We start from the raw sequence: 26,383 nt of genomic DNA, 5'->3' as shown, positions 1-26,383 counted from the left end.
TTCTGACCTAACGTGATCGGAGCCGGAGCTTCGGGATGACGACGATGAACCAGCCCGTGGCAAGTGCGGCCGAGCAGGAAATCGAGCGGCTGATGACCCTTCACCCGAAGGGTTTCGATCTGTCGCTCGAGCGCATTACCCGCCTCCTTGAGGTGCTCGGCAATCCACATCTGAAACTGCCGCCGGTCATTCATGTGGCCGGCACCAACGGCAAGGGGTCCTGCACCGCCTTTTGCCGCGCGCTTCTCGAAGCGGGTGGCTATGCCGTGCACGTCCACACATCGCCGCATCTGGTGCGCTGGCACGAACGCTTTCGCATCGGCGTGAAGGGCGGCCGCGGCCAGCTTGTCGACGATGCGCAGCTGGCGGATGCGCTTCGCCGCGTCGGCGATGCCAATGCCGGCCAGATGATCACCGTGTTCGAGATCCTGACAGCGGCAACCTTCCTGATCTTTTCCGAGCAGCCCGCCGATGCCGTAGTGCTGGAAGTGGGCTTAGGCGGTCGCTTCGATGCGACCAACGTCATCACCGACCCCGCCGTCTCGGTGATCATGCCGATCGCGCTCGATCACCAAGCTTATCTGGGCGACAAGGTCGAACTGATCGCAGCGGAAAAAGCCGGCATCATGAAACGCCGCTGCCCGGTCGTGGTCGGCGCCCAGGAATTCGACGCGGCCCACGAGGTTCTTGTTGCGACTGCCGAACGGCTGGGCTGTCCGCTCTCCATCTATGGCCAGGATTTCTCAGCTCACGAGGAGTTCGGCCGGCTGATCTACCAGGACGAAGACGGCCTGCAGGACCTGCCGCTGCCGCGCCTTCCGGGCCGCCACCAGTTCGCCAACGCCGCTGCTGCCATCCGCGCCGTCAAGGCCGCCGGTTTCACGGTAACGGATGCGACCATGGAAAAGGCGATGGGCATGGTTGAATGGCCGGCCCGCCTGCAAAAGCTGGTCGAAGGCAAACTGCTCGAATTCGCGCCCCCGGGTTCGGAAATCTGGCTGGACGGCGGGCACAACCCGGCCGGAGGCGAAGTGATTGCCGAAGCCATGGCCGCCTTCGAGGAACGCCAGCCCCGGCCGCTCTACCTCGTCACCGGCATGATCAATACAAAGGATCCCGTCGGCTATTTCCGGGCCTTTGCGGATCTCGGCGAACACGTCTTTACCGTCCGCATCCGCGATAGCGAGGCAGGCCTTGATCCGGTTGTGCTGGCCAATGCTGCGTTCGACGCTGGCCTGGTCGCCGAACCCGCTGGTTCCACCATCGAAGCCTTGCAGGAAATCACCCGGCGCCAGCTTCCGGGAAGTCCGCCGCCCCGTATCCTGATCGGTGGCTCGCTCTATTTCGCCGGCAATGTACTCGCCGACAATGGCACGCCACCGGTCTGATGACGGACAGGATCTATCACCAACAGACAACAAAAAACCCGGCTGAGCGATCAGCCGGGTTTTTGGATTCACGTGAAACAGACGCTTAAGCGGCGCTGGAGATCCAGGCTGCAAGAGCCGTCTTCGGCGCAGCGCCAACCTTGATGTCGGCCACTTCGCCGCCCTTGAACATGGCGAGCGTCGGGATCGAGCGCACGCCGAACTGGGCAGCCAGTTCCGGGTTCTCATCGATGTTCAGCTTGACGACTTTCACCTTGCCGGCGAGTTCCGTCGAAATCTCTTCAAGGCTCGGAGCGATCATCTTGCACGGGCCGCACCATTCGGCCCAGAAATCGACGACGACCGGCTCTACGGCGTCCAGAACTTCAGCCTGAAAATTGTTTGTATCGACTTTCACGGTAGCCATTGGGCTCTCCTTCGATTCTTGTTGACCCAGATGTGAGATCGGCACTCACTATTTTCAATGTCCGTCATGTCACTTTGTCTTAAGTTCTGCAAGCGAACGGGACATCAGCTCCACACCCAGCGGGATTACCTTTGCCGTCTCGGTGTAGACGAGCACGCAGTCGATCGCTTTGCCCGGATAAAGAGGCGTGAGGATTTCGCGGTAGATGGAGAGCTGTGCCCTGTGGGTCAATGGCACGTCTTCCGCAGTGCCCGGCGGAAAGCGGTTCGTCTTGTAATCGAGGATGATGACGCGGTCCTCCATCTCGACCAGCCGGTCGATCCGGCCGGAAATCGCATAGTCCTGCCCCTCCAGCGTCAGCGTCCCCATGATCGACACTTCCGACTGGCTGCGCGCAGAAAATACCGGCGCGAGCTCGGGAAGGGACAGAACGGACATGACACTCGCAACCAGGCTCTGGCGTTCGCTCGGCGGCCAGAAGCGGGCGGCGCGGTCGGCATAACGCCGGGCTGCACCCTCGCGTTCACCGTCCGGGAAGTCGGTCAGCATCTGCAGCATCCGATGCACGAGTTTGCCCTTTTGCAGCGCCAGGCTACCGGTCGCCTTGTCGCCGAACAGCGGCGATGTAACGATCAGATCATCCGCATCATCATCGATCATCGTGCCGGCACCAGACGGGCTGAGTGGCCGCGGCAGAATCTTGCGGGGCGGCAACGGCCGTGAAAGCACAGTGGGCAGGGTAGGGGCGGAAGCCTCCCGTTCCGAGCCGCCGGCAGCCGTGTGGTCCGCTTTGGCAGCAGCCTTGCCTGGTGCCGCGGGCAGACGCCACGACAGGCCGCTCCACTCGCCCTCGGGGCCTGAGAATGTGGCAGGGCTGCAATGCTGACCGCTCGCCGACAGGGCACGCGCGATCATCGCCTGCCAGCTATCAGGATTGTCGCGGCTGCCGCGATAGCCGCAGATTACCAGGTGATCCGCAGCGCGGGTCATGCCCACATAGAGAAGCCGCCGGTACTCTTCTTCGGCAGAGGTCTTCAGCCGGTCGTCGTCCGCTGCCGTCAGCGGGTTGGACAGCGTCTTGCCCGCAAGCCAGGCCGGAACGTCACCATGGACAGTCTTCAGCAGCCGGAATTTCGGCACATGTGACGGGATGAAGGATTTCGAATTGCTGTCGACCAGGAACACGACCGGCGCTTCCAGACCCTTGGAGGCGTGCACGGTCATGATCCGCACCTCGTTGCGGCCACCATCCTGTTCGCGCTTCACCTCGGGGCTTTCCAACTCCAGCGTGGATACGAAAGCCTGCAGGCCGGGCAGGCCGGATGTCTCGTGATCGAGCGCGAAGGTCAGCAATTCATCGAGAATATCGCCCGCCTCGGTGCCGAGCCGTCCGAGAAACTTCCGCCGTCCGCCGTGCTGTCCGAGAATACGGGCATAGAGATCATGCGGGCTGAGCAGGCGCGACAGCGTCAGCAGATGCTGCAGGCGCTCGGCTGCATCACGAAACCGCAGCGGCTGTTCTTCGGCAAGGCGCTTGAGTTGCGTCCAGGCGCTGTCATTTTCGGCTCTGAGCGCAGCAACCTCGAACACGTCCTCTTCGGACAGATCGAACAGCGGGCTTTTGAGAAGCGCTGCGAGCGACAAGTCATCCTGCGGTAGGAGCAGGAAACGACCGAGCGCCAGCAGATCCTGCACCGCGATATGGCTCGTCAGCTTCAACCGGTCGGCACCGGCGACGGGAATGTTGTCGCGGCGTTTCAGCGCCCGCGTCAGCGCGTTGACGAAGGCGTCGCGTTTTCTTACGAGAACGAGAATGTCGCCCGGCTCGATCGGCCGTTCCACGCCCTTTTCGATGACCGTCTCGCGGCCGATCATCTCGCCGATCCGGGCGGCAATGCGCGACGCAAGGATAGCGGCCGGTGCCTTGTCCGGGGTCGAATCGAACGGCGCGGTCCAGTCGTCTTCCTGTTCGGACACTTCGGGCGCCACCACGTCCCACAGATCGACCGCGCCGGGATGACCCATGCGGTTGGAACGGTGCTGCACCGGATCGCCGATCGCCGACAGGCCCTTGGCATTTTCCTCGATTGAGAACACCTGATCGACGGCGGAAAGGATGTCGGCTGTCGACCGGAAGGACAGCGGCAGGCGGATCGCGTGAAACGGCTGGCCGCTGGCCGCAACCTGCCTCTGCGTCGCGCTGCGTTCCTCGGCAAACCGCTCCGGCCGCGCGCCCTGGAATGAATAGATCGACTGTTTCTCGTCACCGACCGCAAACATCGTCCGGCGCGTATCGCGCGCGCTGTTGCCGGAATAAAAGTCCTCCGCCAGCGACTTGATCACGGTCCACTGGATCGGGCTGGTATCCTGCGCCTCGTCGACCAGAATGTGGTCGATGCCTTGGTCGAGCTTGTAATGCACCCAGGCACCCACGCCGTCGCGGGTCAGAAGATCGGCGGTACGAGCGATCAGATCCTCGAAATCGAGCAGGCTGCGGCCCCGTTTCAGGTCCTCGTAGTCGTCGGTCAGGCGTGCGGCGAGTGTCAGCGCCGCCTTGGTGGCCGCAAACAGGCGAAACAGCCGCAACCGGTTCCGGCAGCTCAGAACATGCTCTCGCGCCGCATCGATCGCGCCGGCAAGCTCCGGTGCGATCTTGGTCATGGCGCTGGCGATCAGGCTGCGATCCGACTTTACCGTTCCCTTAGCCGTCAGGAAGATGGAGTCGAGATAAGCGGCACGCTTGAAGACATCCGTCTCCTTGGCGACCAGACGCAAACCATAGGCCACCTCATGGACGGTCGAGCCGCCCTTCTGATCGGCAAGCGACAGATAGAGATCGAGCGTGATGCCGGAAAGCTGGGGCAGCGGCCAATAGGTGGCGGCAATGCTGTCTTCGCTATCGGCAGGATCGAGCCCCAGGACCCGCTTCAGTTCCGGGCCGATGCCGCCGTTCTTCTCCGCCTGCGCCGTAAATTTGCGGATCGCCGTGCGTCTTGCAACGATGTCGGACAGCAGCGCTTCCAGCCCGAACTCGTCGCCGAGATCGAGAACATGCGCAAAGGCTTCCGCCAGATCCGGATCATCTTCGGCGGATGTGGCCGTCAGCAGCGAACGACGCGCTTCGGAGAGAAGGGCGGTGGCAGCGCGGTCGTCGAGCACGGAAAAATGGCCTGCCACATTGGCCTCCAGCGGAAACTGGTGCAGCAGAGCTTCGCAGAAGGCGTGGATCGTCTGGATTTTGAGACCACCCGGCGTTTCCAGCGCCTTCGCAAACAGGCGCCGCGCCTCGGAAATCGTCGAGGAATCCGGCTCACGACCTTCGATAGCCGCAATCCTTGCCCGCAACTCCGCGTCGGACAGAACCGTCCACTCGGACAACCGCTGAAACACACGGTTCGACATTTCCGATGCCGCGGCCTTTGTATAAGTGAGGCATAGGATGGCTGAGGGACGGCAGCCGGCAAGCAGAAGCCGGATTACCCGCTGGGTTAGCACATGCGTCTTGCCGGAGCCGGCATTGGCCGACACCCAGGCGGAACTGGCCGGGTCCGAGGCACGCGATTGCTGAACCGTGGTCCAATCGATCCAGTGGATCGGGTCGTCACCATCCGGCAGGTCCGAAGCCGGGTTATCCGGCAACTCGGTGAAAAGATCACTCATCGGCGTCCGCCTCTCCATCGTCATCGGCCGTCGACCACTCGGCAACGCGGGCGAGGTGATCGTATTCGCCGCCGAAATCCCCTTGCGCGAACGGCACCAGCCGCGAGGCGAACCCCGCATCGCCCTGACGCAGCTTGATGACGAACTTGGCCAGCTGGTCGATCGATTCCTGCGCGAGATCGATCGCCGATTTCGGCTGGCGCTTGGCATTTGCGGTTGCGCCCTCATTGTTGATCCGGTCTTCCTTGAACCGGTCGCCGGGGCGAAGCCGGACATAAAGAAGATCGCCGGGCCGCTGGATGCCCATCGTCTTGAAGGCGCCTGCCTGCAGCGCCGCTGCCTCCAAGGCAAGTTGCGGGTCGAGCAGCGACCGCGCCTGTAGGACGGAAGGGTTGAGGCCGGTCTTGTAGTCGATGATGTCAGCCTCGCCGGAGCGCTTGATGTCGATCCGGTCCGCAATGCCGGTGACACGGATGCCGGCACTCTCAACCTCGAAACCGGCACCGGCTTCCGTAACGCTGCTGCGGACTTCCGGTGCGCGACGCTCTTCCCAGTCGAGAAACGCCCGCGCGACCTCGACGAAGCGCGGCCGCCAGACCCGGTCGATATGCGGCGGGAGCTGTTCGGCGTCGAACAGCTCCCGCGTGATGCGCTGCATTGCTTCACGTGAAACCGGCGTGCCGGGCTTGTGGCTTTCGCGCGTATAGCGGTCGATAATGGCGTGGTAGAGCGTGCCGCGCTGTGCCGCACCCGGATCTTCGTTGAACGGCGCCAGCGGATCGAGTTTGAGGATACGCCGTGCATAGATCGAATAGGGGTCGCGACGCAGCCGTCCGACTTCGCTGAACGAATATTTGACCGGCTGCAGCTCCGCCGGCGGTTTGGGGGCAGGGCGCCTGGCCGGCTGCTGGTTGTCGCCGCGATCGATCAGTGATGCCCAGTTAAGGACATCCCTGCCGCGCGCCTTCAATTCGTCGGCAAAGCTTTTGCCGCCCAGCGCCAACAATCTCTGCAGCCAGCGGGAAGCAACCGTCGGCGTCGATCCCTGTCGTGTGGAGCGGGAAAAGATCAGGTTGCGGGTGCCGCAGGCCATTTCGAAATCATGCGCCAGCTGGCCGATCCGCCGCTCGGGCGGTTCCAGCCCCATATCGGTCTTCATCGAGCGCGACAGGAACGGATTGTTGACCGTCTGCCCGGGCCAGGAGCCTTCGTTCAGCCCGCCGAGGATCATCGTATCGACGCTTTGCAGACGCGCTTCCAGCGTGCCGAAGATGAAGACGCGTGGATGTGCCAGCGAACGCGGCTTGACCGCTTCGCCTGTCGTCAGCGCCATGACGATGTCGATCCACTGCGGCCCGTCGGCCTCGATCTGGCCTTCCGTCTCGATCACTTCACCGAGCAGACCCGAAAGACGTTCGCCCGGCTCGCCCGACCAGAGTGCCGAGAGATCACCGCGCTCATCGATGCACAGCGCCTCAAGCGCACGCCCGGTGCGGGTCGCCCAATCGGACAGCGTCAGTCTTGCCGTCAACCCGCGTCCATCGGGACGGCGGCGGATAAAGGCGCTGACCAGCGGTTCCACCGCCGCCGATATACGCTTTGCGATATCCTTTGCCTGACCCACAGCCCCCTCAGGCAACGAGCTGCGCCAATGCGGCATGTGCCGGTCTTCGAGGATCGCGGTCAGCTGCGCATCGAGAAGCGGCTCAAGTGCTGAAATATCCATGTCGCCGACGCCACCGCGGAGTGCCAGCACTTCCAGCGCATCGATTGCGGCGCGTAGCTCGTCCGGCGGAAGGCCAAGCCGTATCAGTGGGTGTTTCAACAGGCCGACGATCGCCACCGGATCGCCTGGCCGAAGCGTCGCTTCCAGCAGAAGCTGGGTCAACGTGCCCTGCGGCGTGCCCGAAAGCGCCGAACCGGCCGAATCATCGGCGAGGATGCCGAAACGGGCAAGCTCTGCGGTGACGCGGCGGCCAAGCGCGCGGTCGGGCGTGATTAGCGCTGCCTGTGCTTCGCCACCGTTGCGTCCAGGTTTCTCCAGCGCGAGCCGCAAGGCGATGGCAATTGCCACCGCTTCCTCGCGCTCGTTAGCGGCTTCGATCAGCGCGACATCGGCAAAGGCCGCGCGCAGCTTTTCCGGATCGGCCTCCTGGCGCCATGTACTCCAGCGATCGGTCGCCTTGGCGGGCACCAGCGCCTGCGAGATCGCCTCAGCGCGGAAGGCGAGATCGGCCTGCGTCTCGCCGATGACAGTGACATCCTCACGTGTCGCACCGATCTTCTTCAACAGGCGGGACAAACCGAACTGCGGATGGCTGCGGCTCGAAGGGTCGGGCTTGCCGTCGAAGGTTTCCTCGCCCACCATGTCCCACTGGTCCTGCGGCATCATCATGTCGAGGCCCGGCAGGACAACCGTGCCTTCGGCAAGCCTGGAGATCGCCGCGATCAGCTCGGCCGCTGCCGGAACAGAGCCTGTGGATCCTGCAACAATCACGGGCCCCTTGTGCTCCCGCTCGGTAATCCGACGCGCCTCTCCGCGCAGGATTGAAGCACGATGCTTTGCCGGCGAAGAGCGTTTCAACTCCTCAAGTCGCGTCGGCCAGAAACCGCTGGCGATCTTCAGGAATTCGGCGGTGAGCTGCCACCAGAGCGCATGTTCGCCGGTCTGGAGATTGTCGAGATCCTTCCAGTCGCGTTCCTCGGTCTCGATCGCATCAATCAGTTCCGCCAGCGCCCGGGCAAGCCAGATCGCGTCCGCCGGGCTTGCGGGCGCGACCAGCGGCGATTCCGAATGCACGTCCAGCACGATCTTCGGCAGCTGGTTGCGCCAGGCAAGGATCAGCCGTCCGAGTTCGAGAAGTCGCGCCGTGCCGCCGATCGGCAGGGCCAGATCCATTTCCTCGGGCGCCACGAGATCGAAAAAGCCCTGATCGTCGTCGGTTTCGCCAAGTGGCCGGATGACTGGCAGGATCGCGACGCGGCCGCCGAGAAGATCGACGAATTCCGAGCGCAGCACACGCGCCGAACGGCGCGTCGGCACAAAAATGGTGACGTCAGCCAGCGACAGCGGATTTTGGGGATCGTAGCGAAACGTCTCGTTCAGCCGCCCGTCGCAGAGTGCTGCGGCTAGCGTCTTCAAAAAGGGCGCGCCTGACGGGATGGAGAAGAGGCGGTTCGGCCGTACATCCGACATCGATCAGGCCCCCGCTTTGTGGCGGGCGATCACGGCTTCGGCTTCCGGCAGCGCTTCCGGCGTGCCGACAGTGATCCACTCGCCATCCATCACAAGGCCGAACAGCCGATCGTTCTGGATCGCACGGTCGAAATAGATGTTGAGGTTGAAGGCATCGTCAGGTGCGTCGTCGAGAAGCGACGTGTGCATGACGATCGCACCCGCATAGACGACCGGGTTGTCGTTGCCCTCGACGTAACGCGAGAGCCGTCCGTCGGACGACAGCTGGAAATCCTTCTTGCCGTTGTGTCCCGTGGTGCGCTCCAGCGGCACGCAGAGCAGCGCCATATCCATGCGTTGCGGATCGAAAAACCCGGCCAGGCGCTCAAGATTGGTGGGCTCGTCAGGCTTTTCGCCGATCCAGAACAGGTCGGCGTTCATGACGAAGACAAAGCCTGGTTGAAGCAGGGACAGACCCTGCTTCAAGCCGCCACCCGAGTTCATCAGCTGCGCCCGCTCGTCGGACACGATGATCTCAAGGCGCGGATAGGCGGCGAGATGCGCTTCCATCCGGTCGGCGAAGTGATGGACGTTGACGACCGCATGCGTCACGCCGACGTCTGCCAGGGCATCGAGCCCGTAATCGATCATCGGCTTTCCGGAAACGGATACCAGTGGCTTCGGCATCGTATCGGTGATCGGGCGAAGCCGGGTACCGAGCCCTGCCGCCAGCACCATAGCCTGCGTGATCGGGGCGTTGGTCATGTCCATGCAACCGTATTTATGATTCGGGAAGCTCTATACCAGCCCTGTGGCACCAATCGCGCAAGGGCGCGAGTGCTTCATGCGCGAGTGCCGTCGAAAGATGGCGCAATGTTCGCGGCATATGCTTCATATATTGCGGCTTGCCGTCGCGTTCGCGCAGTCGAACCCAGAGCCCGGCAAGCTTGCAGTTGCGCTGTGCCGCCATGATCGCCCAGGATTTGAGGAAACCCGCTTCGTCAAATCCGCCCAGTGCGCGGCGCAGCGTCAGGTAGTCGATCATCATCTGATCGGCCAGAACCTTGGGAATATCGACGCGGGCGTCCTGAACCAGTGACGCGAGGTCATAGGCCGTCGGGCCGATCATCGCATCCTGGAAATCGATCAGGCCCACCTGGTGCACGCCGGATGCCTGTGAACGCCAGATGATGTTCGGCGAATGGAAATCGCGCAGGAGCAGGTTCTTCTCCGCGCTGCCGAGCTCTGCGATCAGCCCGTCCCAGATCGAGAGATAGTCCTCGCGCTCGTCCTCTCCAGGCTGTCCACCGCGCTTCCACGGCAGGTACCAGTCAAGAAGCAGCCGCGCTTCCATCTTCATCGCGACCGGATCGAAATCCGGAATGTGATGCGTTTGGGAGCCGTCGACGGGAAGATCCTGGCGGATCTCATGGCCATGCAGATAGGCGAGCGCTACGACGCTTTCGCGGTAACGTTCGCCGATCGGCTGTCCGTCCCCGTTAAGCACGCCGTCCTGGCCGAGGTTTTCGATGAGGAGAATGCCCTGGTCATAATCCACGGCAAGCACTTCAGGGGCGCAAAGACCTATGCCGCGTAGATAGTCGGAGATCGCCACGAAGGGATAGGCGTCCTCGGCGATATGCGCCACTTTTGGATAGGGCTTGCCGTCGAGAACCGGCGGACCCTCTGGCCGCTTCGGCCAGTCCATCAGGATCACCTTTTCGGCTGATTCGGTCAGAACGGTTTCATAGGCCCGCATCGAGGCATCGCCGGTCAGGAACCGGCGTCGGCCATCGGCATGACCGTGAGTGCGCAGAAACTCGCGGATGGCGATCACCCGGCGAATGCGGGCAAGGGCTGCTTCCGGTGCCGTAATCGTCGCCCGTCGGCCGCTCGTCTCATGCTCGAGCGTCAGCGTGATGCGATCCGCGGGCAGGAGGTCGCCGCCCATTTCCGGCCATTCGACAAGGCAGATACCGGAAGAAAGCGCTTCGTCGAAACCGAGTTCGTCGAGCTCAGACGGATCGGCCAGCCGATAGAGATCGAAATGCGCCACGGGAATGCGCAGTTCATAGATCTGGACCAGCGTGAAAGTGGGGCTTGGCACTTCCAGATCGTCCTGGTCCGCCATGGCCCGAAGAAAGGCACGCGCCAGCGTCGATTTGCCGGCGCCGAGATCGCCCGAAAGAGCCAGGCAGTCGCCAGCCTTCAGCGCCAGCACCAGATCCTCGCCGAACAGAATTGTCTCGGCCTCGTCGGTCAGTGCCACGACAATGCTATCGCCAGGCGCAGCGATCATTCGGCCGCGACCGAACGGGTCCGCGCTCCAACCGGAATGCGACAGGTAACCACCGTTCCCTGTCCGGCCCGGCTGTCGATCGAGACGTCCCCGTTGTGAAGGGTAACGAAGCTTTCGACGATCGAAAGACCAAGGCCAGCACCGCTGCGCTTGCCGCCCTTGGCGTTCGCCCTGAACCGGTCGAACACCGTTTTCAGCATGTCAGGAGGAATGCCGGGGCCTCTGTCAGTTACCGAGAAGAACACGTTGCTCTCGTCGCGCCAGCAATTCAGCGAGATTGCGGACCCCTCGGGCGCAAAATTGGTGGCGTTCATCAGAAGCTTGATCAGGATCTGCTTCAGCCGCTGCTCGTCGGCAAACACGGTTCCGAGTGCCTTCGGCGCGATGATCTCCAGCGTCACGGTATTTTCGTGCAGCCGGTCGGCGATCTGCATCGCCACGTCGTCCAGAAGCTCGTCCACGGCCAGCTGCGAATAGTTCAGCTGCATGATGCCGGCATCGACGGTCGCAAGATCGAGAATGTCGTTGACGATGGTGAGAAGCACCGACGACGAGGTGGAAATATGGTCGATATACTCCGCCTGCCGCTCGTTCAATTCGCCCATGCCGGGCGTCTTCAGGAGATCCGTGAAGCCAATGATGTTGGTCAGCGGCGACCGCAACTCGTAGGAAACGTGCTGGACGAAATCGTTCTTCAGCTCGTCTGCCTTCTGCAGCGCCTCGTTCTTTTCTTTGAGTGCCCGCTCGGCACGCGCGCTGGCCGTCATGTCGACGAAGGTGAACATCGTCTGGGCATTCGGCAAAGGCGTCGCGGCATAATCAAGGATCAGGCCGGAATAGAGCTCGAACGTTCCCTGAATCGAGGCCCGTTCGTCATCGAAATTGGTCAGCATCTGCCCGAAATGACGCCAGCCGTCCGGCTCGTCATAGGATGGCGCGCAGGCTTTCTCGATCGCCTTGATATGGGTGCCCGGCTTGGTCTCGTCGGCGGTCACGCCCCAGAGCGCACGGAAAGCGGGGTTGGACAGTGTGATTCGGCCGTCCGGGCCGAACACGGCCACGCCTTCTGCAAGGTGGTCGATCGTTTCGCCCTGAACCTTGACCAGCGTGTTGTAACGGGTTTCGAGATCGACCTGTTCGGTGAGGTTTTCGAACACCCAGGTGGCGCCGCCGCGAGGGTGCGCGGTGGCGATGACGCGCAGCGTCTGGCCGTTCGGCAGATGCCAGGTATCGGTCTTGGTATCGAGCGCCTGGTAGATCGACAGCGCCGATTCCTTCCAGTTGCGCCAGCTGAGCTCTTCCGGCAGCTTGCCGTTGGCGCGCAGCTTGTCGAGCAGTTCGGAATTATCCGGCCGCGATTCGAGGAAGGGCAGGGAAAGGCCCCACAGCTGGACGAAAGCCTGGTTGTAGAATTGCAGCCGCCGTTCGCCGTCGAAGATCGCGACGGGTGTCGCGAGATGGTCCAGCGTTTCGGCGTGGCTGTTGAGCGTCCGCTTCAGCTCTTCGCGCACCGATTCGGCTTCCGACACATCGATCGCAATGCCGACGGAACCGTTCGTTGCTACGACATCGACAACGTCGAACACGGTACGATTGCCGCGCACGACAGTGGAGATGCGGTCGTGGAAAGGCGAGTTGGCTGTTGCGACGGCACGGATTTTCTCACGCGCGATCGTGCCCAGGAATTCGCGGCTTTCGTCAACGGCCTGCGTCGGAACCTTGGCTTCGACGGCATCGCTATAGGCGTGGTTGACCCAGGCAAGCCTGCCCTGTGCGTCGCGCTGCCAGACCGGCTGTTCGATCGTGTCGAGCAGCGAGTGGAAAAGCGAGATGGAGTGGGTCAGCCGTTCGCGTTCGATCTTCAGTTCGGCAAGCTCGGCGCGCAGGTTGTTGAGCGCGATAAAGCGGACAAACGCCTTTCCGCCCGAAACGCGGCCCTGCACCTCAAGGATTTCGTCGCGGTTGGTTTCAAGAACCAGATCGAAGCTGCGGGCTTCGCCGCGCAGAGCGTCGATCGCCTTTTCAAGCTCGATTGCCGAGGAAGAGCGCAGCCAGCGGCCGAAGGCTAGAAAATCGCGATCCTGCTGCGGCGCACCGGTTTCAGCCGGCAACTGGCCCAGGAACTCAGGTTTGGAGTAGCCGCTTTCCCACACCACGATGCGGCGGTTCTTGTCGGCGATCAGCGCTTCGTACTTGGAAATCCGCTGCTGCGCATCCGACAGCGCGCTGCGCATATCCTGGGTTTCGGCTTCCATGTTGCCGCGCTGGCGAACCAGCCAGACGGCCGACAGCAGGGCAGCCCCCAGCGCGCCAAGCACCAGCGACGACCAGATCACCTGGGTCGACGAGAACATGTGCGGGCCGACCGTGCCGGCCTCCTGTGCATGCGCCATCCCAGCCACGCCTGAGAGCACCGTCCCCGCCAGGAACGCTGCAGCTGGACGTGCCAAGCTCACCGGCGCAAGCCGGGCAAGGTCTTTCTTCCACCGCCCATTTGCCGCCTCTTTACAAGCGTCCAGGCCGCAGCTCATCGCCACGCCACAAATGAGATCGGCCTGCTTTCGCAGGCTCGTTTTTCTTACCGACATGACCGGTCTGTCTCCGTCCAATTGCCGCTTATCGACAAGACATACCACATCGCACCTTGCCCGAAGCCGGAGGCTCGAACGAGTACGAATCAAGAGCCGTAACAATACCTGCCGCGGCAGAGAGCGGGAAGGCGCGGGGCCAAAAAAGAAGCCGCAGCCTTTGTCAAGGCTGCGGCCACAAGATGTTGTGGATTGTTCGGCTACGGATCAGTAGCGGTAGTGTTCAGCCTTGAACGGACCCTGCGACGAGACGCCGATATAAGCAGCCTGTTCGTCAGAAAGTTTGGTCAGCGTCACGCCGAGCCTTCCGAGGTGAAGACGGGCAACTTTTTCGTCGAGGTGCTTGGGCAGGATATAGACCTCGTTCTTGTACTCGCCCTGCTTCGTGAACAGCTCGATCTGGGCCAGCGTCTGGTTGGTGAACGAGGCGGACATGACGAAGGACGGATGGCCGGTGGCATTTCCGAGGTTGAGAAGGCGACCCTCCGACAGAAGGATCATCCGGTTGCCCTTCGGGAACTCGATCATGTCGACCTGCGGCTTCACGTTGGTCCACTTCAGGTTCTTCAGCGCGGCAACCTGGATCTCGTTATCGAAATGGCCGATATTGCCGACGATCGCCATATCCTTCATCTCGCGCATATGCTCGATGCGGATGACGTCCTTGTTGCCGGTAGTGGTGATAAAGATATCGGCCGAGGCGACGACGTCTTCGAGCACGACGACTTCAAACCCGTCCATGGCAGCCTGCAGGGCGCAGATCGGATCGACTTCAGTGACCTTGACGCGGGCGCCAGCGCCCTGGAGCGAAGCAGCCGAACCCTTCCCGACATCGCCGTAACCGCAGACGACGGCGACCTTGCCGGCCATCATCACGTCGGTGCCGCGGCGAATGCCGTCGACCAGCGATTCCTTGCAGCCGTACTTGTTGTCGAACTTCGACTTGGTGACGGAGTCGTTGACGTTGATGGCCGGGAAGGGCAGCAGGCCCTTCTTGGAAAGATCATAGAGGCGGTGAACGCCTGTTGTGGTCTCTTCGGTCACACCCTTGATCGCATCGCGCTGCTTGGTGAACCAGCCTGGCGAAGCGGCAAGACGCTTCTTGATCTGCGCGAACAGGATCTCTTCTTCTTCCGATGTGGGCACGGAAAGAACGTCCTCACCGGCTTCGGCGCGGGCGCCGAGCAGGATGTACATGGTGGCGTCGCCACCATCATCGAGGATCATGTTGGAGAAGCCGCCATCGGTCCACTGAAAGATCTTGTCGGTGTATTCCCAGTACTCGGTGAGCGATTCACCCTTCACGGCAAATACCGGGATGCCGGACGCTGCAATTGCAGCAGCGGCATGATCCTGGGTCGAGAAGATGTTGCAGGAGGCCCAGCGAATGTCGGCGCCGAGTTCCTTCAGCGTCTCGATCAGAACCGCCGTCTGGATCGTCATGTGCAGCGAACCGGAGATGCGGGCGCCCTTGAGCGGCTGCGATGCACCGAATTCCTCGCGGCACGACATCAGGCCCGGCATTTCGGTTTCGGCGATGTCGAGCTCCTTGCGGCCGTAGGCAGCAAGTTCGATATCCGCGACGATGTAATCCTTGTCAGTGCTCATAAAGCTCTCCGCGTGGTGTGTCGAAGGCAGGGGAACGGATTTCCGTTCATCCGGGCGTCGACGAAAAATCTCGCCAGCGGTGTAACAGGCTTGGGGCTGACTTGCAACTAACACATAAAGACGTCTTTATATGTTTATGTCCGTTCAGTTGCTATGGTTATCAAGCTTCTTCGCCGAACTTGTTGGCAACGAGCGCCTCCAGAGCGTCGAGCGCTTCAACAGCCTGCGGGCCGCTTGCGGAAACCTCGATCGAACAGCCGGTGCTGGCGGCCAGCATCATCAGGCCCATGATGGAATTGCCGCCGACTGTCGATCCATCCCTTGAAACCCTCACATCGGCTTTGAAACTTTCCACCATCTGCACGAACTTGGCCGATGCTCGCGCGTGGAGACCACGCTTGTTGACGATTGTGAAATGCCGTGGGGCAAGGGGAGACATACGTTTGCAGTGCTTTCTTATTTTCCGCTGAGCACGCGGCTTGCGACGTTGATATATTTGCGGCCGGCCTCGGAGGACTCGACCAGCGAGCGCTCCATGTTGTTGTCGCTTCGGACGCCGGCAAGCTTGATCAGCATCGGCAGGTTCATGCCGGCGATGACCTCCGTCTTGCCGCTTTCCATCACTGAGATCGAAAGGTTCGACGGCGTACCGCCGAACATGTCGGTGAGGATGATGACGCCGTATCCGTCATCGGCCTTGGCGACCGCATCGACGATATCCTGCCTCCGCTGGTCCATATCGTCTTCGGGGCCGATGCAAATGGTTTCGATGAATTTCTGAGGTCCGACGACGTGCTCGACGGCCTGTCGAAATTCCTCAGCCAGCTTGCCATGAGTGACAAGCACAATTCCGATCATGAAAACTGCCCCCTGCTATGGAAACTTGCGGCCAATATCGCAACGCAATACAGGCGTCCAGCGGTGGGGAGCCATCTTCGCCATGTCCGCATCAAGTTCAAGTTAAAAAATCGCGAGCCGGATCGGGTCAGAAGGGTCGCTCCCCTCGAAATGCCGGGAAAAGGCCGGAAAGCGCGGAAAGTGGCTCCGGAAAGAGCGACCATAATCTCACCAGTGGAATGTCTCCGAGACCCGAAAGCGCGAAGCGTTCGTTGTCCGGCGGATACCGTTCGTCGTTCGGAGACGACAGGACGCGCACGGCAAGATCGAGGGCAGCTGACGGGGCGGAGTCTACTTCGATAATGCCACTGCCGCGCAATTCGATGAGGCCGGCGATCGTCTGCGGCCGGCGTGCGACGAGGCGATCATTCTCGCGCGAGACAAACACTTGGTCGTCGGCCACCAGCGCCGAAAAGACGCCCTGGCGTCTGGCGGCACTCAGACAGGCAAACGCCAGCATGGATTTGCCGCTGCCGGAAGGACCGGTGAAGAGGATGCCGCGGGTCCCGACGACGATCGCCGTGGCATGGATATTGACCCGTTGCGTGTCGCTCATGGCTCTTCGCCTGAAGGAAGCGACAGCATGAAGCGCGCGCCCTTAAGCGTCTCCGTCTGCGGATCGACAAGGTTTTCCGCCTGCAGGGAGCCGCCATGCGCCACGGCGATCTGACGGCTGATCGACAGTCCTAGGCCCGAATTCTGGCCGAAGCTCTCGCCATCGGGGCGATCGGTGTAGAACCGCTCGAAGATGCGATCGATGTTTTCGGCCTGAATGCCCGGACCGTTGTCATCCACGGTGACGACCACCTTGTCCTTGACCCGGGCGAGGCGGATGGCAATGCGACCGCCTTTTTCCGGCACGAAGGAGCGGGCATTTTCGATAAGGTTGGTGATGATCTGGCCAAGCCGCAGATCGTGGCCGTTGACGAGGTAGTTTGGTTTCTGCCCGCCCTTCGCATCGATGACCAGATCGATCTCGACCGGTTTGCGGCCGGTGCGGATCTGTCTGGAAATATCGACGAGGTTGCCGAGCAGCGTATCCATGCCGACAGGTGCCGAATCGGTCCGGGCAAGCTCCGCGTCGAGCCGGGATGCATCGGAGATATCGCTGATCAGCCGGTCGAGGCGGCGGACGTCGTGGAAAATGATATCGGTCAGTTTCTGTTTCGAGGCTTCGGACTTGGCGAGCGGCAGCGTCTCGACGGCGCTGCGCAGCGAGGTCAGCGGGTTCTTCAGCTCGTGGCTCACGTCGGCCGCGAAGCTTTCGATCGCGTCGATGCGGTCGTAGAGCGCGTTGGTCATGTCGCGCACCGCGATCGAAAGGTTGCCGATCTCGTCTTGGCGGTAGGAGAAGTCCGGGATCTCTTCACGCTGCTTGGCGCCGCGACGCACCCGAACGGCAGCGGCAGCGAGCCGGCGCAGCGGATTGGCGATTGTGGACGACAGAAGCAGCGATAGCAGAATGTTGACGAGGGTCGCCACGCCGAAGACGCGCATGATCGCCAGCCGCTCCGCATGCACGATCTTGTCGATGTCGCCGGCCTGGGTCGAGAGAAGCAGGACGCCCAGCACGGCGCGGAACCTCTGGACAGGAACCGCGACGGACACGATCAGTTCGCCGCGATCGGTAATGCGCACCACGGCCCCGCGCACGCCGGTCAGCGCGTTCATCACTTCCGGATAGATCGAGCCGTCACCGCCGGGCGCTTCCTTGTAGGTCGGCAGGTTGCCGGGCTGCAGCATGCGGTTGAACAGGCCGGCAACCCATTCGCTCCAGGTCTGCGACTGGTCTTCAACCGGCGGCAGATCGAAGCGCAGCACCTGGCCGCGCGAATAGAGGTGGCGGGAATCCAGCAGCAGATTTGCGTCCGCATCGAATAGCCGGGCACGGGTGCGGGTCGGCGAGATCAGCCGCCGCAGCACGGGCGCCACGCGTTCGGGGTCGATCGGGAAATCGAGGTCCTCGTCGTTCGGCACCGGCGTGATGCTCTGGCCCGCCTGCAGTTCGAGAAGCTTCTGCGGATCGATGGTGATCGAATTGGTATCGACGGAGGCGGATGCGGAGATCGCGCCGGCAATGATTTCGCCCTGGGTCAGCAGGCTCTCGACGCGGGCATCGATCAACCCCTCGCGAAACTGGTTGAGATAGAGGATGCCGGCGACGAGAACGACGGTCGCCGCGATGTTGAAGAACAGAATGCGGCGGGTGAGGCTGGAAAACACCGCGTGGCCGAACACCCGGCGAATGAGCGTGAACGGTCGCGACCAGAAGCGCCGTGAGGCGCGGCGTATTCCGGCACTCGCGGGTCTGGTCGTTCCGGTTTCATGCAATCGGTCTGCCACGTGCAGTCCTTCCAGAGAGCTTACAGTCTAAGCCCTGTGCCGCGGTGGCTTCAAGTTACGCATCCGCACGATCGAATTTTTAGAGGCTCCCGGGTCTCGGAGCTGGCAACCGTTACGCAGCCTCGCGGAATCGGTAGCCAACGCCGTACAGCGTCTCGATCATGTCGAAATCCGTGTCAACCATCTTGAACTTCTTGCGCAGGCGTTTGATGTGGCTGTCGATGGTGCGGTCGTCCACATAGACCTGTTCGTCATAGGCGGCATCCATCAGCGCGTCGCGGCTTTTCACCACGCCCGGGCGCTGCGCCAGCGAATGCAGGATCAGGAATTCCGTGACCGTCAGGGTTACCGCTTCGCCCTTCCAGGTGCAGGTGTGGCGTTCCTGGTCCATCGCCAGCTGGCCGCGTTCCAGTGTGCGGGCCGCCAACTGGTCCGGGGTCGGCTTGACGCCACCACTTGCCTGCTGGGCTTCGCGTGCGCTGGAACGGCGCAGGATCGCCTTTACGCGCTCGACCAGCAATCGCTGCGAGAACGGCTTGGTGATGAAATCGTCTGCGCCCATCTTGAGCCCGAACAGCTCGTCGATCTCTTCATCCTTGGAGGTGAGGAAGATCACAGGCAGATCGGATTTCTGTCGCAGGCGTCGCAACAGCTCCATTCCGTCCATGCGCGGCATTTTGATATCGAAGATGGCCAGGTGCGGGGGGCGGGCGATCAGCCCGTCGAGCGCGGAGGCGCCATCGGTATAGGTTTCGACCTTATACCCTTCGGCTTCCAGTGCAATCGACACTGAAGTCAGGATATTGCGGTCGTCATCTACGAGCGCGATTGTCTGCATTCTCTCCGTCTCCATCGTCATATAGGCGCATCTCCTGGATGTCCCCAGCCAGAATTGGCGAAAGCCATGCGCTTCTTCAGTATAAAGGTGGAACAAATTGTGGCAACGCCAAGAGGCGCACGGTCGGTAGGGACCTTTGTCCCAATGATCCAAACACAGTCTGCAGGTCGTGAAAGACCCCCAGAAACGGCGAACAGAAAACCCTCGTAAACCGATTTAATCGAGAATAAAATTTTTTAAATCGATTAAATAACTGATATTATTACGCTATTTCAGAATTATCTTGCCCTTTTTAAAAACCCGCTCTAGGTTCCGCGCAGGTTCAATCCACAAAAAGGAGCGCGCGTATGGAGCAGTTTGGACTTCACAACCCATCGAACGGGCTCGCAGACATCGGTCTCGGCAATGCATCGCGTGTGAATTACAATCTCAGCGAAGTCGAGCTTTACGAAGAAGCGATTCGCCGGGGCGAAGCCGATCTGACGATCGACGGCGCGTTGAGGGCTCGCACCGGACAGCATACCGGCCGGTCGCCCAAGGACAAATTCGTCGTCCGCGACGCGGGTACCGAAGACAAGATCTGGTGGGACAACAACAAGCCGATGTCGCCCGAGCACTTTGCCGTGCTGAAGGCTGACATGCTGGCCCATGCCAGCGGCAAGACCCTGTTCGTCCAGGATCTGATCGGCGGCGCCGATGAAGCAAACGCGCTTCCGACCCGCGTCGTCACAGAGCTTGCCTGGCATGCGCTGTTCATCCGCAACCTCCTCATCCGCCCCAAGCGCGATACGTTGGAAGGTTTCGAACAGAAGCTGACGATCATCAATCTGCCGAGCTTCAAGGCCGATCCGGTCCGTCACGGCTGCCGCTCCGAAACCGTGATCGCCTGCGATCTGGAAAACGGTCTCGTGCTGATCGGCGGCACGTCCTATGCCGGCGAAAACAAGAAGTCGGTCTTTACCGTTCTCAACTATCTCCTGCCGGCCAAGGGCGTGATGCCGATGCATTGCTCCGCCAATGTTGGCAGCGAGGGCGATACCGCCGTGTTCTTCGGTCTCTCGGGCACCGGCAAGACCACGCTTTCGGCCGACCCGACCCGCACGCTGATCGGTGACGACGAGCATGGCTGGGGCGAAAACGGCGTCTTCAACTTCGAAGGCGGCTGTTACGCCAAGGCGATCAAGCTTTCCGCCGAAGCCGAGCCCGAAATCTACGCGGCAACCCGCCGTTTCGGCACGGTCCTGGAAAACGTCGTGCTCGACGACAACCGCGTTCCCGATTTCGACGACAATTCGCTGACGGAAAACACCCGCAGTGCCTATCCGCTGCATTTCATTCCGAACGCATCGGAAACCGGTCTCGCGCCGCACCCGAAGACGATCATCATGCTGACGGCAGATGCGTTCGGCGTGATGCCGCCGATTGCCAGGCTGACCCCGGAACAGGCCATGTACCACTTCCTGTCCGGTTACACCGCCAAGGTGGCCGGTACGGAAAAGGGTGTGACGGAGCCCGAAGCGACGTTCTCGACCTGCTTTGGCGCGCCATTCATGCCCCGCCATCCAGCTGAATACGGCAACCTCCTGAAGGACCTGATCGCCAAGCATGGCGTCGATTGCTGGCTGGTCAACACCGGCTGGACGGGCGGCGCCTACGGCACCGGTCGTCGTATGCCGATCAAGGCCACCCGCGCGCTTCTGGCCGCAGCCCTGAACGGCAGCCTCAAGGATGTCGAGTTCCGCACGGATGCCAATTTCGGCTTTGCCGTTCCGGTTTCCGTCGATGGCGTCGAAACGTCCATTCTAGATCCGCGTTCGACCTGGTCCGATGGACTGGCCTACGACAACCAGGCAGCCAAGCTTGTCTCGATGTTCATCAAGAGCTTTGAGAAGTTCGAAGACCATGTCGATAGCAAGGTCCGCGACGCAGCACCTGGCCTGAAGATCGCCGCCGAGTAATCCTTTGGTCCCAGCTGGACCTTAAGGATTCACGTGGAACATTATAGCCGTCGGCTCTCCTTGAGCCGGCGGTTTTCTTTTGCTCCGGTTTGTGGGAAATACGGCCATGGCCAGCAATCCTCTCGAGATCAACACCCGCATCACCATCGCCGGATGGGAGCTCACCGAGCAGTTCGTGCTGGCGGGCGGTCCGGGCGGCCAGAACGTCAACAAGGTCTCGACGGCGGTCCAGCTGTTCTTCGATCTCGTCAATTCCCCGTCGCTGCCCGAGCGGATTAAGGAAGCCGCGATCAAGCTTGCCGGTCGAAAGGTATCCAAGGACGGCGTGCTGATGATCGAGGCCAACCGGTTTCGCAGCCAAGAGCGCAACCGCGAGGATGCGCGCCACCGGCTGAAGGAACTCATCCTCAAGGCCGCCGAACCGCCACCACCGCCGCGCCGCAAGACCAAGCCCACCAAAGGCTCGGTCGAGCGGCGGCTCAAGGCAAAATCCGGCCGCTCCGATGTGAAGAAGATGCGTGGTAAGCCCAGCGGCGACTGACCGCGCAGGCCCAATGGAGGATCGATATGGCGACTTTGGCAAACGGTATCCGGCATCTGCCTGACCATCTGAACCGTGCCGCCCAGGAACGTCTGGTCGAGGTCATCCGCGGCATCGTCGCCGAGGCCCCGCTCTACGTCCCGGCCATGCCCGGCACCGGAAAACCCATGTCGGTCCGGATGACCAATTGCGGCGCGCTTGGCTGGGTGACGGACAAGGAGCGTGGCTACCGCTACCAGGAGACCCATCCGCAGACCGGCCGTCCATGGCCCGCCATTCCCTCGGAACTGGCGGACCTCTGGGAAAACCTCGCCGGCTACGACAAGCCGCCGGAGGCATGCCTGGTCAATTTCTATTCAGACGACGCAAAAATGGGCCTGCATCAGGACAAGGACGAATCAGACCTGAAGGCGCCGGTCCTTTCCATCTCGCTCGGCAATACCTGCCTGTTCCGGGTCGGCGGGGTCGACCGGAAGGATCCGACGGGCTCCTTCAAGCTCTCAAGCGGCGATATCGTGGTGCTGGGTGGGGAAGGGCGGCTGGCGTTTCACGGGGTCGACCGGATCTATCCCGGCACGTCGACGCTTCTCAAGAACGGTGGTCGCATCAATCTGACACTGCGAAGGGTCAATAGCTGACGATCGAAGATCCATCGCGTGATGGGTATCGATCGACAGCCTACAGTTTTCTCAAAGCCACCGTCTCGATGAAGTGGTCGCGACCCTTGCGAAGAATGATATCCGCACGCGGCCGCGTCGGGATGATGTTCTGGCGCAGGTTCTTGAGGTTGATGTTTTCCCAAAGCCCTTCTGCGACGGCCATCGCCTCCGCTTCGCTGATCGCCGCATACTTGTTGAAGAAGGATGTCGGCTCACGAAAGGCCGTCTGCCGCAGTTTCATGAACCGCTGGACATACCACTGGTGGATCTGCTCCTCGTCGGCGTCGATATAGATCGAGAAGTCGAAGAAGTCAGACACGATCGGCACGATCTTGCCGTCAACAGGCAATGCGCGCGACTGCAGCACATTGATGCCTTCGAAGATTAGGATGTCGGGACGGTCGACCAGCGTATATTCGCCGGGCAGCACGTCATAGGTCAGATGCGAGTAGCGCGGCGCCTTGACGTTTTTCTCGCCGGCCTTGATCGCCGAAAGAAACCGCAGGATCTGGCCGATATCGTAGCTCTCCGGAAAACCCTTGCGCTGCATCAGGTTTTCACGTTGGAGAACCGCGTTGGGATAAAGAAATCCGTCGGTCGTGATGAGATCGACCTTCGGACTTGCCGGCCAGCGCGCAAGCAGTTCCTTCAGCACGCGTGCGGTGGTCGACTTGCCGACCGCGACCGAGCCGGCAACGCCGATGATGAACGGGGTCTTTGACACATCCGGAAGGGTCAAAAAGCGGTTGCGCTGCCGGTAAAGCCGTTGCGAGGCCTCGACATGGGTCGAAAGAAGGCGCGACAGCGACAGATAGATGCGCCGGACCTCGTCGATGTTGATCGGATCGTCCAGCGAGCGCAGCCGGGCGATTTCCTCGGCCTTCAGCGTCAGTGGCGTGTCGGCCCGAAACTTCGCCCATTCCTCGGCGGTGAAGTGGTGGTAGGGCGAGTAGTATTCCGCGTTCACACCGCTCTCCGGGATATCCACATCATGCTTTTCAGGCGTCGAAACGATGTTCATGAAGGAGCTCGGCTCGCCTTTTCCTGCAGGCCTGTCTGGCCTGTCCTGCGCTGAAGTTCGGCGAGCACATCCTGCAACGGGATGTCGGCAATGTTCAATACGACCATAAGATGATAGAGAAGGTCCGCACTTTCAGACACGAGATCGTGCCGGTCCTGCGCCACCGCGGCGATCACGGTTTCCACCGCCTCTTCGCCTAGCTTCTTGGCAGCCTTGGTCTGCCCGGCCGCCACGAGCTTGGCGGTCCAGGATTCCTCAGGCGGGGCTTTCGCGCGCTGCGCAACGATCCTCTCGAGATCGCCGAGGGTGAATTCACTCAAAACCGTCTCCTCCCGTCCCGAATATTAGTCGAGCCGCATGGCGATGCCATGGTCGGCCATATAGCGCTTTGCCTCGCCAATCGAATAGGTCCCGAAGTGGAAAATCGAAGCGGCAAGAACGGCGGTTGCATGGCCCTCTTTCACGCCCGCGACGAGATCGTCCAGCGTGCCGACGCCGCCCGACGCGATGACGGGAACGCGAACCGAATCGGCAATCGTGCGGGTCAGCGCCAGATCGTAGCCGATCTTCGTGCCGTCGCGGTCCATTGAGGTCACGAGCAACTCGCCGGCGCCGCGCTCGACCATCTTTCGCGCAAACTCGACGGCATCGATGCCGGTCGCGGTGCGGCCGCCATGGGTGAAGATCTCCCAGCGGTCGCTCTCGCCGGCGGAGGACACCCGCTTCGCATCGATCGACACGACGATGCACTGGTTGCCAAACTTGTTGGCAGCTTCGTAGACGAAATCGGGATTGTTCACGGCAGCGGAGTTGATCGACACCTTGTCGGCCCCGGCCAGCAGCAGCTTGCGAATATCGGCAATGGCGCGAACGCCGCCGCCGACGGTAAGCGGCATGAAACAGTGTTCGGCGGTGCGGGCGACGACGTCGAAGATCGTGTCGCGATTGTCTGACGAAGCGGTGATGTCGAGGAAACAGAGCTCGTCGGCACCGGCGGCATCATAGGCCTTTGCGGCCTCGACCGGATCGCCGGCATCGATCAGGTCGATGAAGTTGACGCCCTTGACGACGCGGCCGTCCTTCACGTCGAGACAGGGAATGACACGGGCTTTGAGCGTCATGCGGCTTCTCCTCTCGCGGCGCGAATCAGCGACAGCGCTTCGTCAGGATCGATACGGCCGTCATAGAGCGCCCGCCCGGAAATCGCGCCTTCGAGACGGGTCGCGTCCGCCTGCAGCATGCGGTGGATATCGTCCATCGAGGCAAGACCGCCCGACGCGATGACGGGAATGGAAACTGCATCCGCCAGTTCCAGCGTCGATGCCCAGTTGATGCCGGCCAGGATCCCGTCGCGGTCGATATCGGTATAAATGATTGCCGAAACACCCGCGCCTTCGAATTTCTTCGCAAGCTCGATGACGCCAAGCTCGGACGCTTCAGCCCAGCCTTCCACCGCCACTTTGCCACCCTTGGCATCGATGCCGACGGCGACCTGGCCCGGAAACTTCTCGCATGCCTCGATGACGAGGGCAGGATCGCGCACCGCAACAGTGCCGAGAATGACACGCGCCAATCCGCGGCTAAGCCACGCTTCGATATGCTCGAGCGTCCGGATGCCGCCGCCGAGCTGCACCGGGTTCTTCGTTGCCTTCAGGATCGCATCGACGGCCGCGCCATTGACGCTTTCGCCGGCAAAGGCGCCGTTGAGGTCCACTACGTGCAGCCACTCGAAACCCTGGTCCTCAAAGGCCTTGGCCTGGTCCGCAGGGTCCGGATTGTAGACGGTTGCCTGCTCCATGTCGCCAAGCTTGAGGCGCACGCACTGGCCGTCCTTGAGATCGATAGCCGGGAAAAGAATCATGTTCAGGGCTTCCAGCGCAGGAAGTTGGAAATCAGGGCGAGGCCAAGTGTCTGGCTCTTTTCCGGATGGAATTGCGCCCCCACCATGTTGTCGCGTCCGACGAATGCCGTCATCGCGCCACCGTATTCGGTTGTGGCAATCACGTCGGAAGGGTTGGCGGCGGCCAGATGGTAGGAGTGCACGAAATAGGCGTGCAGCCCGTCCGGTCCGGTCGGAATGCCATCGAACAGAGGATGCGGGTTGACGAGCTCCAGCGTGTTCCAGCCGATCTGCGGGATCTTCAAGCCGGGATCGGACGGCGTCATCTCGACGACGTCGCCCTTGATCCAGCCGAACCCTTCGCTGGTGGTCTTTTCGAGCCCGCGCGAGGACATCAACTGCATGCCGACGCAGACCCCGAGGAAGGGCCGCGCCTTTGTCTCGACGGCTTCGATCAGCGCCTCGTGCATCCCCGAAACGGCATCAAGCCCCGCCCGGCAATCGGCATAGGCGCCAACGCCTGGAAGAACGACGCGGTCAGCCGAGGCGACGGCGTCAGGCTTGTCGGTAAGGTCGATTTCAGCGTCGATGCCGGCCTCGCGGGCGGCGCGTTCGAAAGCCTTGGTGGCGGATCGGAGATTGCCCGATCCGTAGTCGATGATTGCGACGCGCATCAGCGTGCTCCGTGATCGAAAAGTCCGGCGCCGGAACTCTGCCATCCGGCAGCGGCGGGGGAAGGGGTGTTCGTCTGTGGCGCCCATTCGGAAAGAGTAGGCATTGCGCTCGGTTCAGGCTTCGGCAGATTGGAGAAATACATCTCCTCGGCCGTGCTTCTGTCCTGCGCAAACACGACGGTTTCGAGCGTGTAGCCCCGGCGCTGCAGCGACTGCGAATAGAGATGCCGGCCTTCCAGCGCAACGATCAGGTTCATTGCAAAGCCGAGCAGCCAGCCACCGATCGCAAAGCCCGGCATGGTCGAAAGAACGCCGCTGCCGATCTGGATCGCGAGTGCAATCGCGCCCGCAATCCACATCCGGTGCCAGAACAGCCAGATCCAAGAGAGCAGAAATGCCGGCCAGGAAAATCCGTCCGTCATGATGATGGTGGTACGGTGCTCCCTGTCGGGGCCATTTTTCGGCGTCAGAACGAGATAGCTTCTCAA

Annotated in this window: 22 protein-coding genes; 4 read left to right on the top strand and 18 right to left on the bottom strand. The window is 61.6% G+C overall.

Annotation, left to right across the window (positions count from 1 at the left end; genetic code table 11):
- The first annotated feature begins 35 nt into the window (after positions 1-35).
- Complete coding sequence (locus ACQY1L_RS14930; protein WP_430241511.1) at positions 36-1,388, top strand: bifunctional folylpolyglutamate synthase/dihydrofolate synthase; 1,353 nt, start codon at positions 36-38, stop codon at positions 1,386-1,388.
- Positions 1,389-1,473: 85 nt separating this feature from the next.
- On the opposite strand, the gene trxA is transcribed toward ACQY1L_RS14930, so the two are convergent.
- The 12 genes from trxA to ACQY1L_RS14870 form a co-directional block, all read right to left on the bottom strand.
- A complete protein-coding gene (gene trxA / locus ACQY1L_RS14925; protein WP_062462956.1) occupies positions 1,474-1,794 on the bottom strand; it encodes a thioredoxin in 321 nt (106 codons plus the stop codon).
- 69 nt (positions 1,795-1,863) lie between these two features.
- Positions 1,864-5,454, bottom strand: a complete 3,591-nt coding sequence (gene addA, locus ACQY1L_RS14920) for a double-strand break repair helicase AddA (RefSeq protein WP_430241509.1) — start codon at positions 5,452-5,454, stop codon at positions 1,864-1,866.
- The gene (gene addB / locus ACQY1L_RS14915; RefSeq protein WP_430261880.1) at positions 5,447-8,650 is read right to left on the bottom strand and encodes a double-strand break repair protein AddB; all 3,204 of its coding nucleotides are present in this window, start codon (positions 8,648-8,650) and stop codon (positions 5,447-5,449) included. Before addB ends, addA begins: the two co-directional genes overlap by 8 nt.
- Before the next feature lie 3 nt (positions 8,651-8,653).
- Positions 8,654-9,394, bottom strand: a complete 741-nt coding sequence (locus ACQY1L_RS14910) for a nucleotidyltransferase family protein (RefSeq protein WP_430241506.1) — start codon at positions 9,392-9,394, stop codon at positions 8,654-8,656.
- 16 nt (positions 9,395-9,410) lie between these two features.
- Positions 9,411-10,928 (bottom strand): tRNA (adenosine(37)-N6)-threonylcarbamoyltransferase complex ATPase subunit type 1 TsaE, encoded by a 1,518-nt coding sequence (gene tsaE, locus ACQY1L_RS14905; protein ID WP_430241504.1) that lies wholly within the window; start codon positions 10,926-10,928, stop codon positions 9,411-9,413.
- The gene (locus ACQY1L_RS14900; protein WP_430241502.1) at positions 10,925-13,516 is read right to left on the bottom strand and encodes an ATP-binding protein; all 2,592 of its coding nucleotides are present in this window, start codon (positions 13,514-13,516) and stop codon (positions 10,925-10,927) included. The genes tsaE and ACQY1L_RS14900 overlap by 4 nt, the downstream gene beginning before the upstream one ends.
- Positions 13,517-13,723: 207 nt before the next feature.
- The gene (gene ahcY / locus ACQY1L_RS14895; protein ID WP_062462971.1) at positions 13,724-15,124 is read right to left on the bottom strand and encodes an adenosylhomocysteinase; all 1,401 of its coding nucleotides are present in this window, start codon (positions 15,122-15,124) and stop codon (positions 13,724-13,726) included.
- A gap of 160 nt (positions 15,125-15,284) precedes the next feature.
- Entirely contained in the window at positions 15,285-15,563 is a 279-nt protein-coding gene (locus ACQY1L_RS14890; RefSeq protein ID WP_430241501.1) for an HPr family phosphocarrier protein, read from the bottom strand.
- Positions 15,564-15,580: 17 nt separating this feature from the next.
- Complete coding sequence (locus tag ACQY1L_RS14885) at positions 15,581-15,982, bottom strand: PTS sugar transporter subunit IIA (protein ID WP_062462977.1); 402 nt, start codon at positions 15,980-15,982, stop codon at positions 15,581-15,583.
- A 127-nt stretch (positions 15,983-16,109) separates the two neighbouring features.
- A complete protein-coding gene (locus ACQY1L_RS14880; RefSeq protein WP_430241499.1) occupies positions 16,110-16,577 on the bottom strand; it encodes an HPr kinase/phosphorylase in 468 nt (155 codons plus the stop codon).
- Entirely contained in the window at positions 16,574-18,364 is a 1,791-nt protein-coding gene (locus tag ACQY1L_RS14875) for a stimulus-sensing domain-containing protein (protein WP_430241497.1), read from the bottom strand. The genes ACQY1L_RS14880 and ACQY1L_RS14875 overlap by 4 nt, the downstream gene beginning before the upstream one ends.
- Before the next feature lie 112 nt (positions 18,365-18,476).
- Positions 18,477-19,202, bottom strand: a complete 726-nt coding sequence (locus tag ACQY1L_RS14870) for a response regulator transcription factor (RefSeq protein ID WP_092665285.1) — start codon at positions 19,200-19,202, stop codon at positions 18,477-18,479.
- Positions 19,203-19,549: 347 nt separating this feature from the next.
- Here ACQY1L_RS14870 and ACQY1L_RS14865 point away from each other — a divergent pair, with 347 nt between their 5' ends.
- The 3 genes from ACQY1L_RS14865 (at position 19,550) to ACQY1L_RS14855 (ending at position 22,339) form a co-directional block, all read left to right on the top strand.
- Positions 19,550-21,160, top strand: coding sequence for a phosphoenolpyruvate carboxykinase (locus ACQY1L_RS14865; protein WP_430241495.1), 1,611 nt, complete (start codon positions 19,550-19,552; stop codon positions 21,158-21,160).
- A 106-nt stretch (positions 21,161-21,266) separates the two neighbouring features.
- Entirely contained in the window at positions 21,267-21,701 is a 435-nt protein-coding gene (gene arfB / locus ACQY1L_RS14860; protein ID WP_430241493.1) for an alternative ribosome rescue aminoacyl-tRNA hydrolase ArfB, read from the top strand.
- Between the two features lie 26 nt (positions 21,702-21,727).
- Complete coding sequence (locus ACQY1L_RS14855) at positions 21,728-22,339, top strand: alpha-ketoglutarate-dependent dioxygenase AlkB (protein WP_430241491.1); 612 nt, start codon at positions 21,728-21,730, stop codon at positions 22,337-22,339.
- Positions 22,340-22,379: 40 nt separating this feature from the next.
- Here ACQY1L_RS14855 and coaA read toward each other — a convergent pair whose 3' ends face one another.
- Genes coaA through ACQY1L_RS14825 form a run of 6 tightly spaced genes read right to left on the bottom strand, consistent with a single transcriptional unit; the run spans position 22,380 to position 26,383 of the window.
- Entirely contained in the window at positions 22,380-23,381 is a 1,002-nt protein-coding gene (coaA, locus tag ACQY1L_RS14850) for a type I pantothenate kinase (protein WP_062577147.1), read from the bottom strand.
- Positions 23,378-23,701 (bottom strand): phosphoribosyl-ATP diphosphatase, encoded by a 324-nt coding sequence (locus ACQY1L_RS14845; protein ID WP_062577150.1) that lies wholly within the window; start codon positions 23,699-23,701, stop codon positions 23,378-23,380. Before ACQY1L_RS14845 ends, coaA begins: the two co-directional genes overlap by 4 nt.
- Before the next feature lie 24 nt (positions 23,702-23,725).
- On the bottom strand, positions 23,726-24,502 hold the full coding sequence (gene hisF, locus ACQY1L_RS14840; RefSeq protein WP_430241489.1) for an imidazole glycerol phosphate synthase subunit HisF: 777 nt from the start codon (positions 24,500-24,502) through the stop codon (positions 23,726-23,728).
- The gene (hisA, locus tag ACQY1L_RS14835; protein WP_430241488.1) at positions 24,499-25,242 is read right to left on the bottom strand and encodes a 1-(5-phosphoribosyl)-5-[(5-phosphoribosylamino)methylideneamino]imidazole-4-carboxamide isomerase; all 744 of its coding nucleotides are present in this window, start codon (positions 25,240-25,242) and stop codon (positions 24,499-24,501) included. The genes hisF and hisA overlap by 4 nt, the downstream gene beginning before the upstream one ends.
- 2 nt (positions 25,243-25,244) lie before the next feature.
- A complete protein-coding gene (gene hisH, locus ACQY1L_RS14830; RefSeq protein WP_062463007.1) occupies positions 25,245-25,895 on the bottom strand; it encodes an imidazole glycerol phosphate synthase subunit HisH in 651 nt (216 codons plus the stop codon).
- Positions 25,895-26,383 (bottom strand): DUF2628 domain-containing protein, encoded by a 489-nt coding sequence (locus tag ACQY1L_RS14825; RefSeq protein ID WP_430241486.1) that lies wholly within the window; start codon positions 26,381-26,383, stop codon positions 25,895-25,897. The genes hisH and ACQY1L_RS14825 overlap by 1 nt, the downstream gene beginning before the upstream one ends.

This window comes from Neorhizobium sp. DAR64862/K0K3 (genome assembly GCF_050500185.1).
Classification (GTDB): domain Bacteria; phylum Pseudomonadota; class Alphaproteobacteria; order Rhizobiales; family Rhizobiaceae; genus Neorhizobium; species Neorhizobium soli.
The sequence above is the reverse complement of the archived record's forward strand: the minus strand, read 5'-3'. Positions and strand labels throughout refer to the sequence as shown.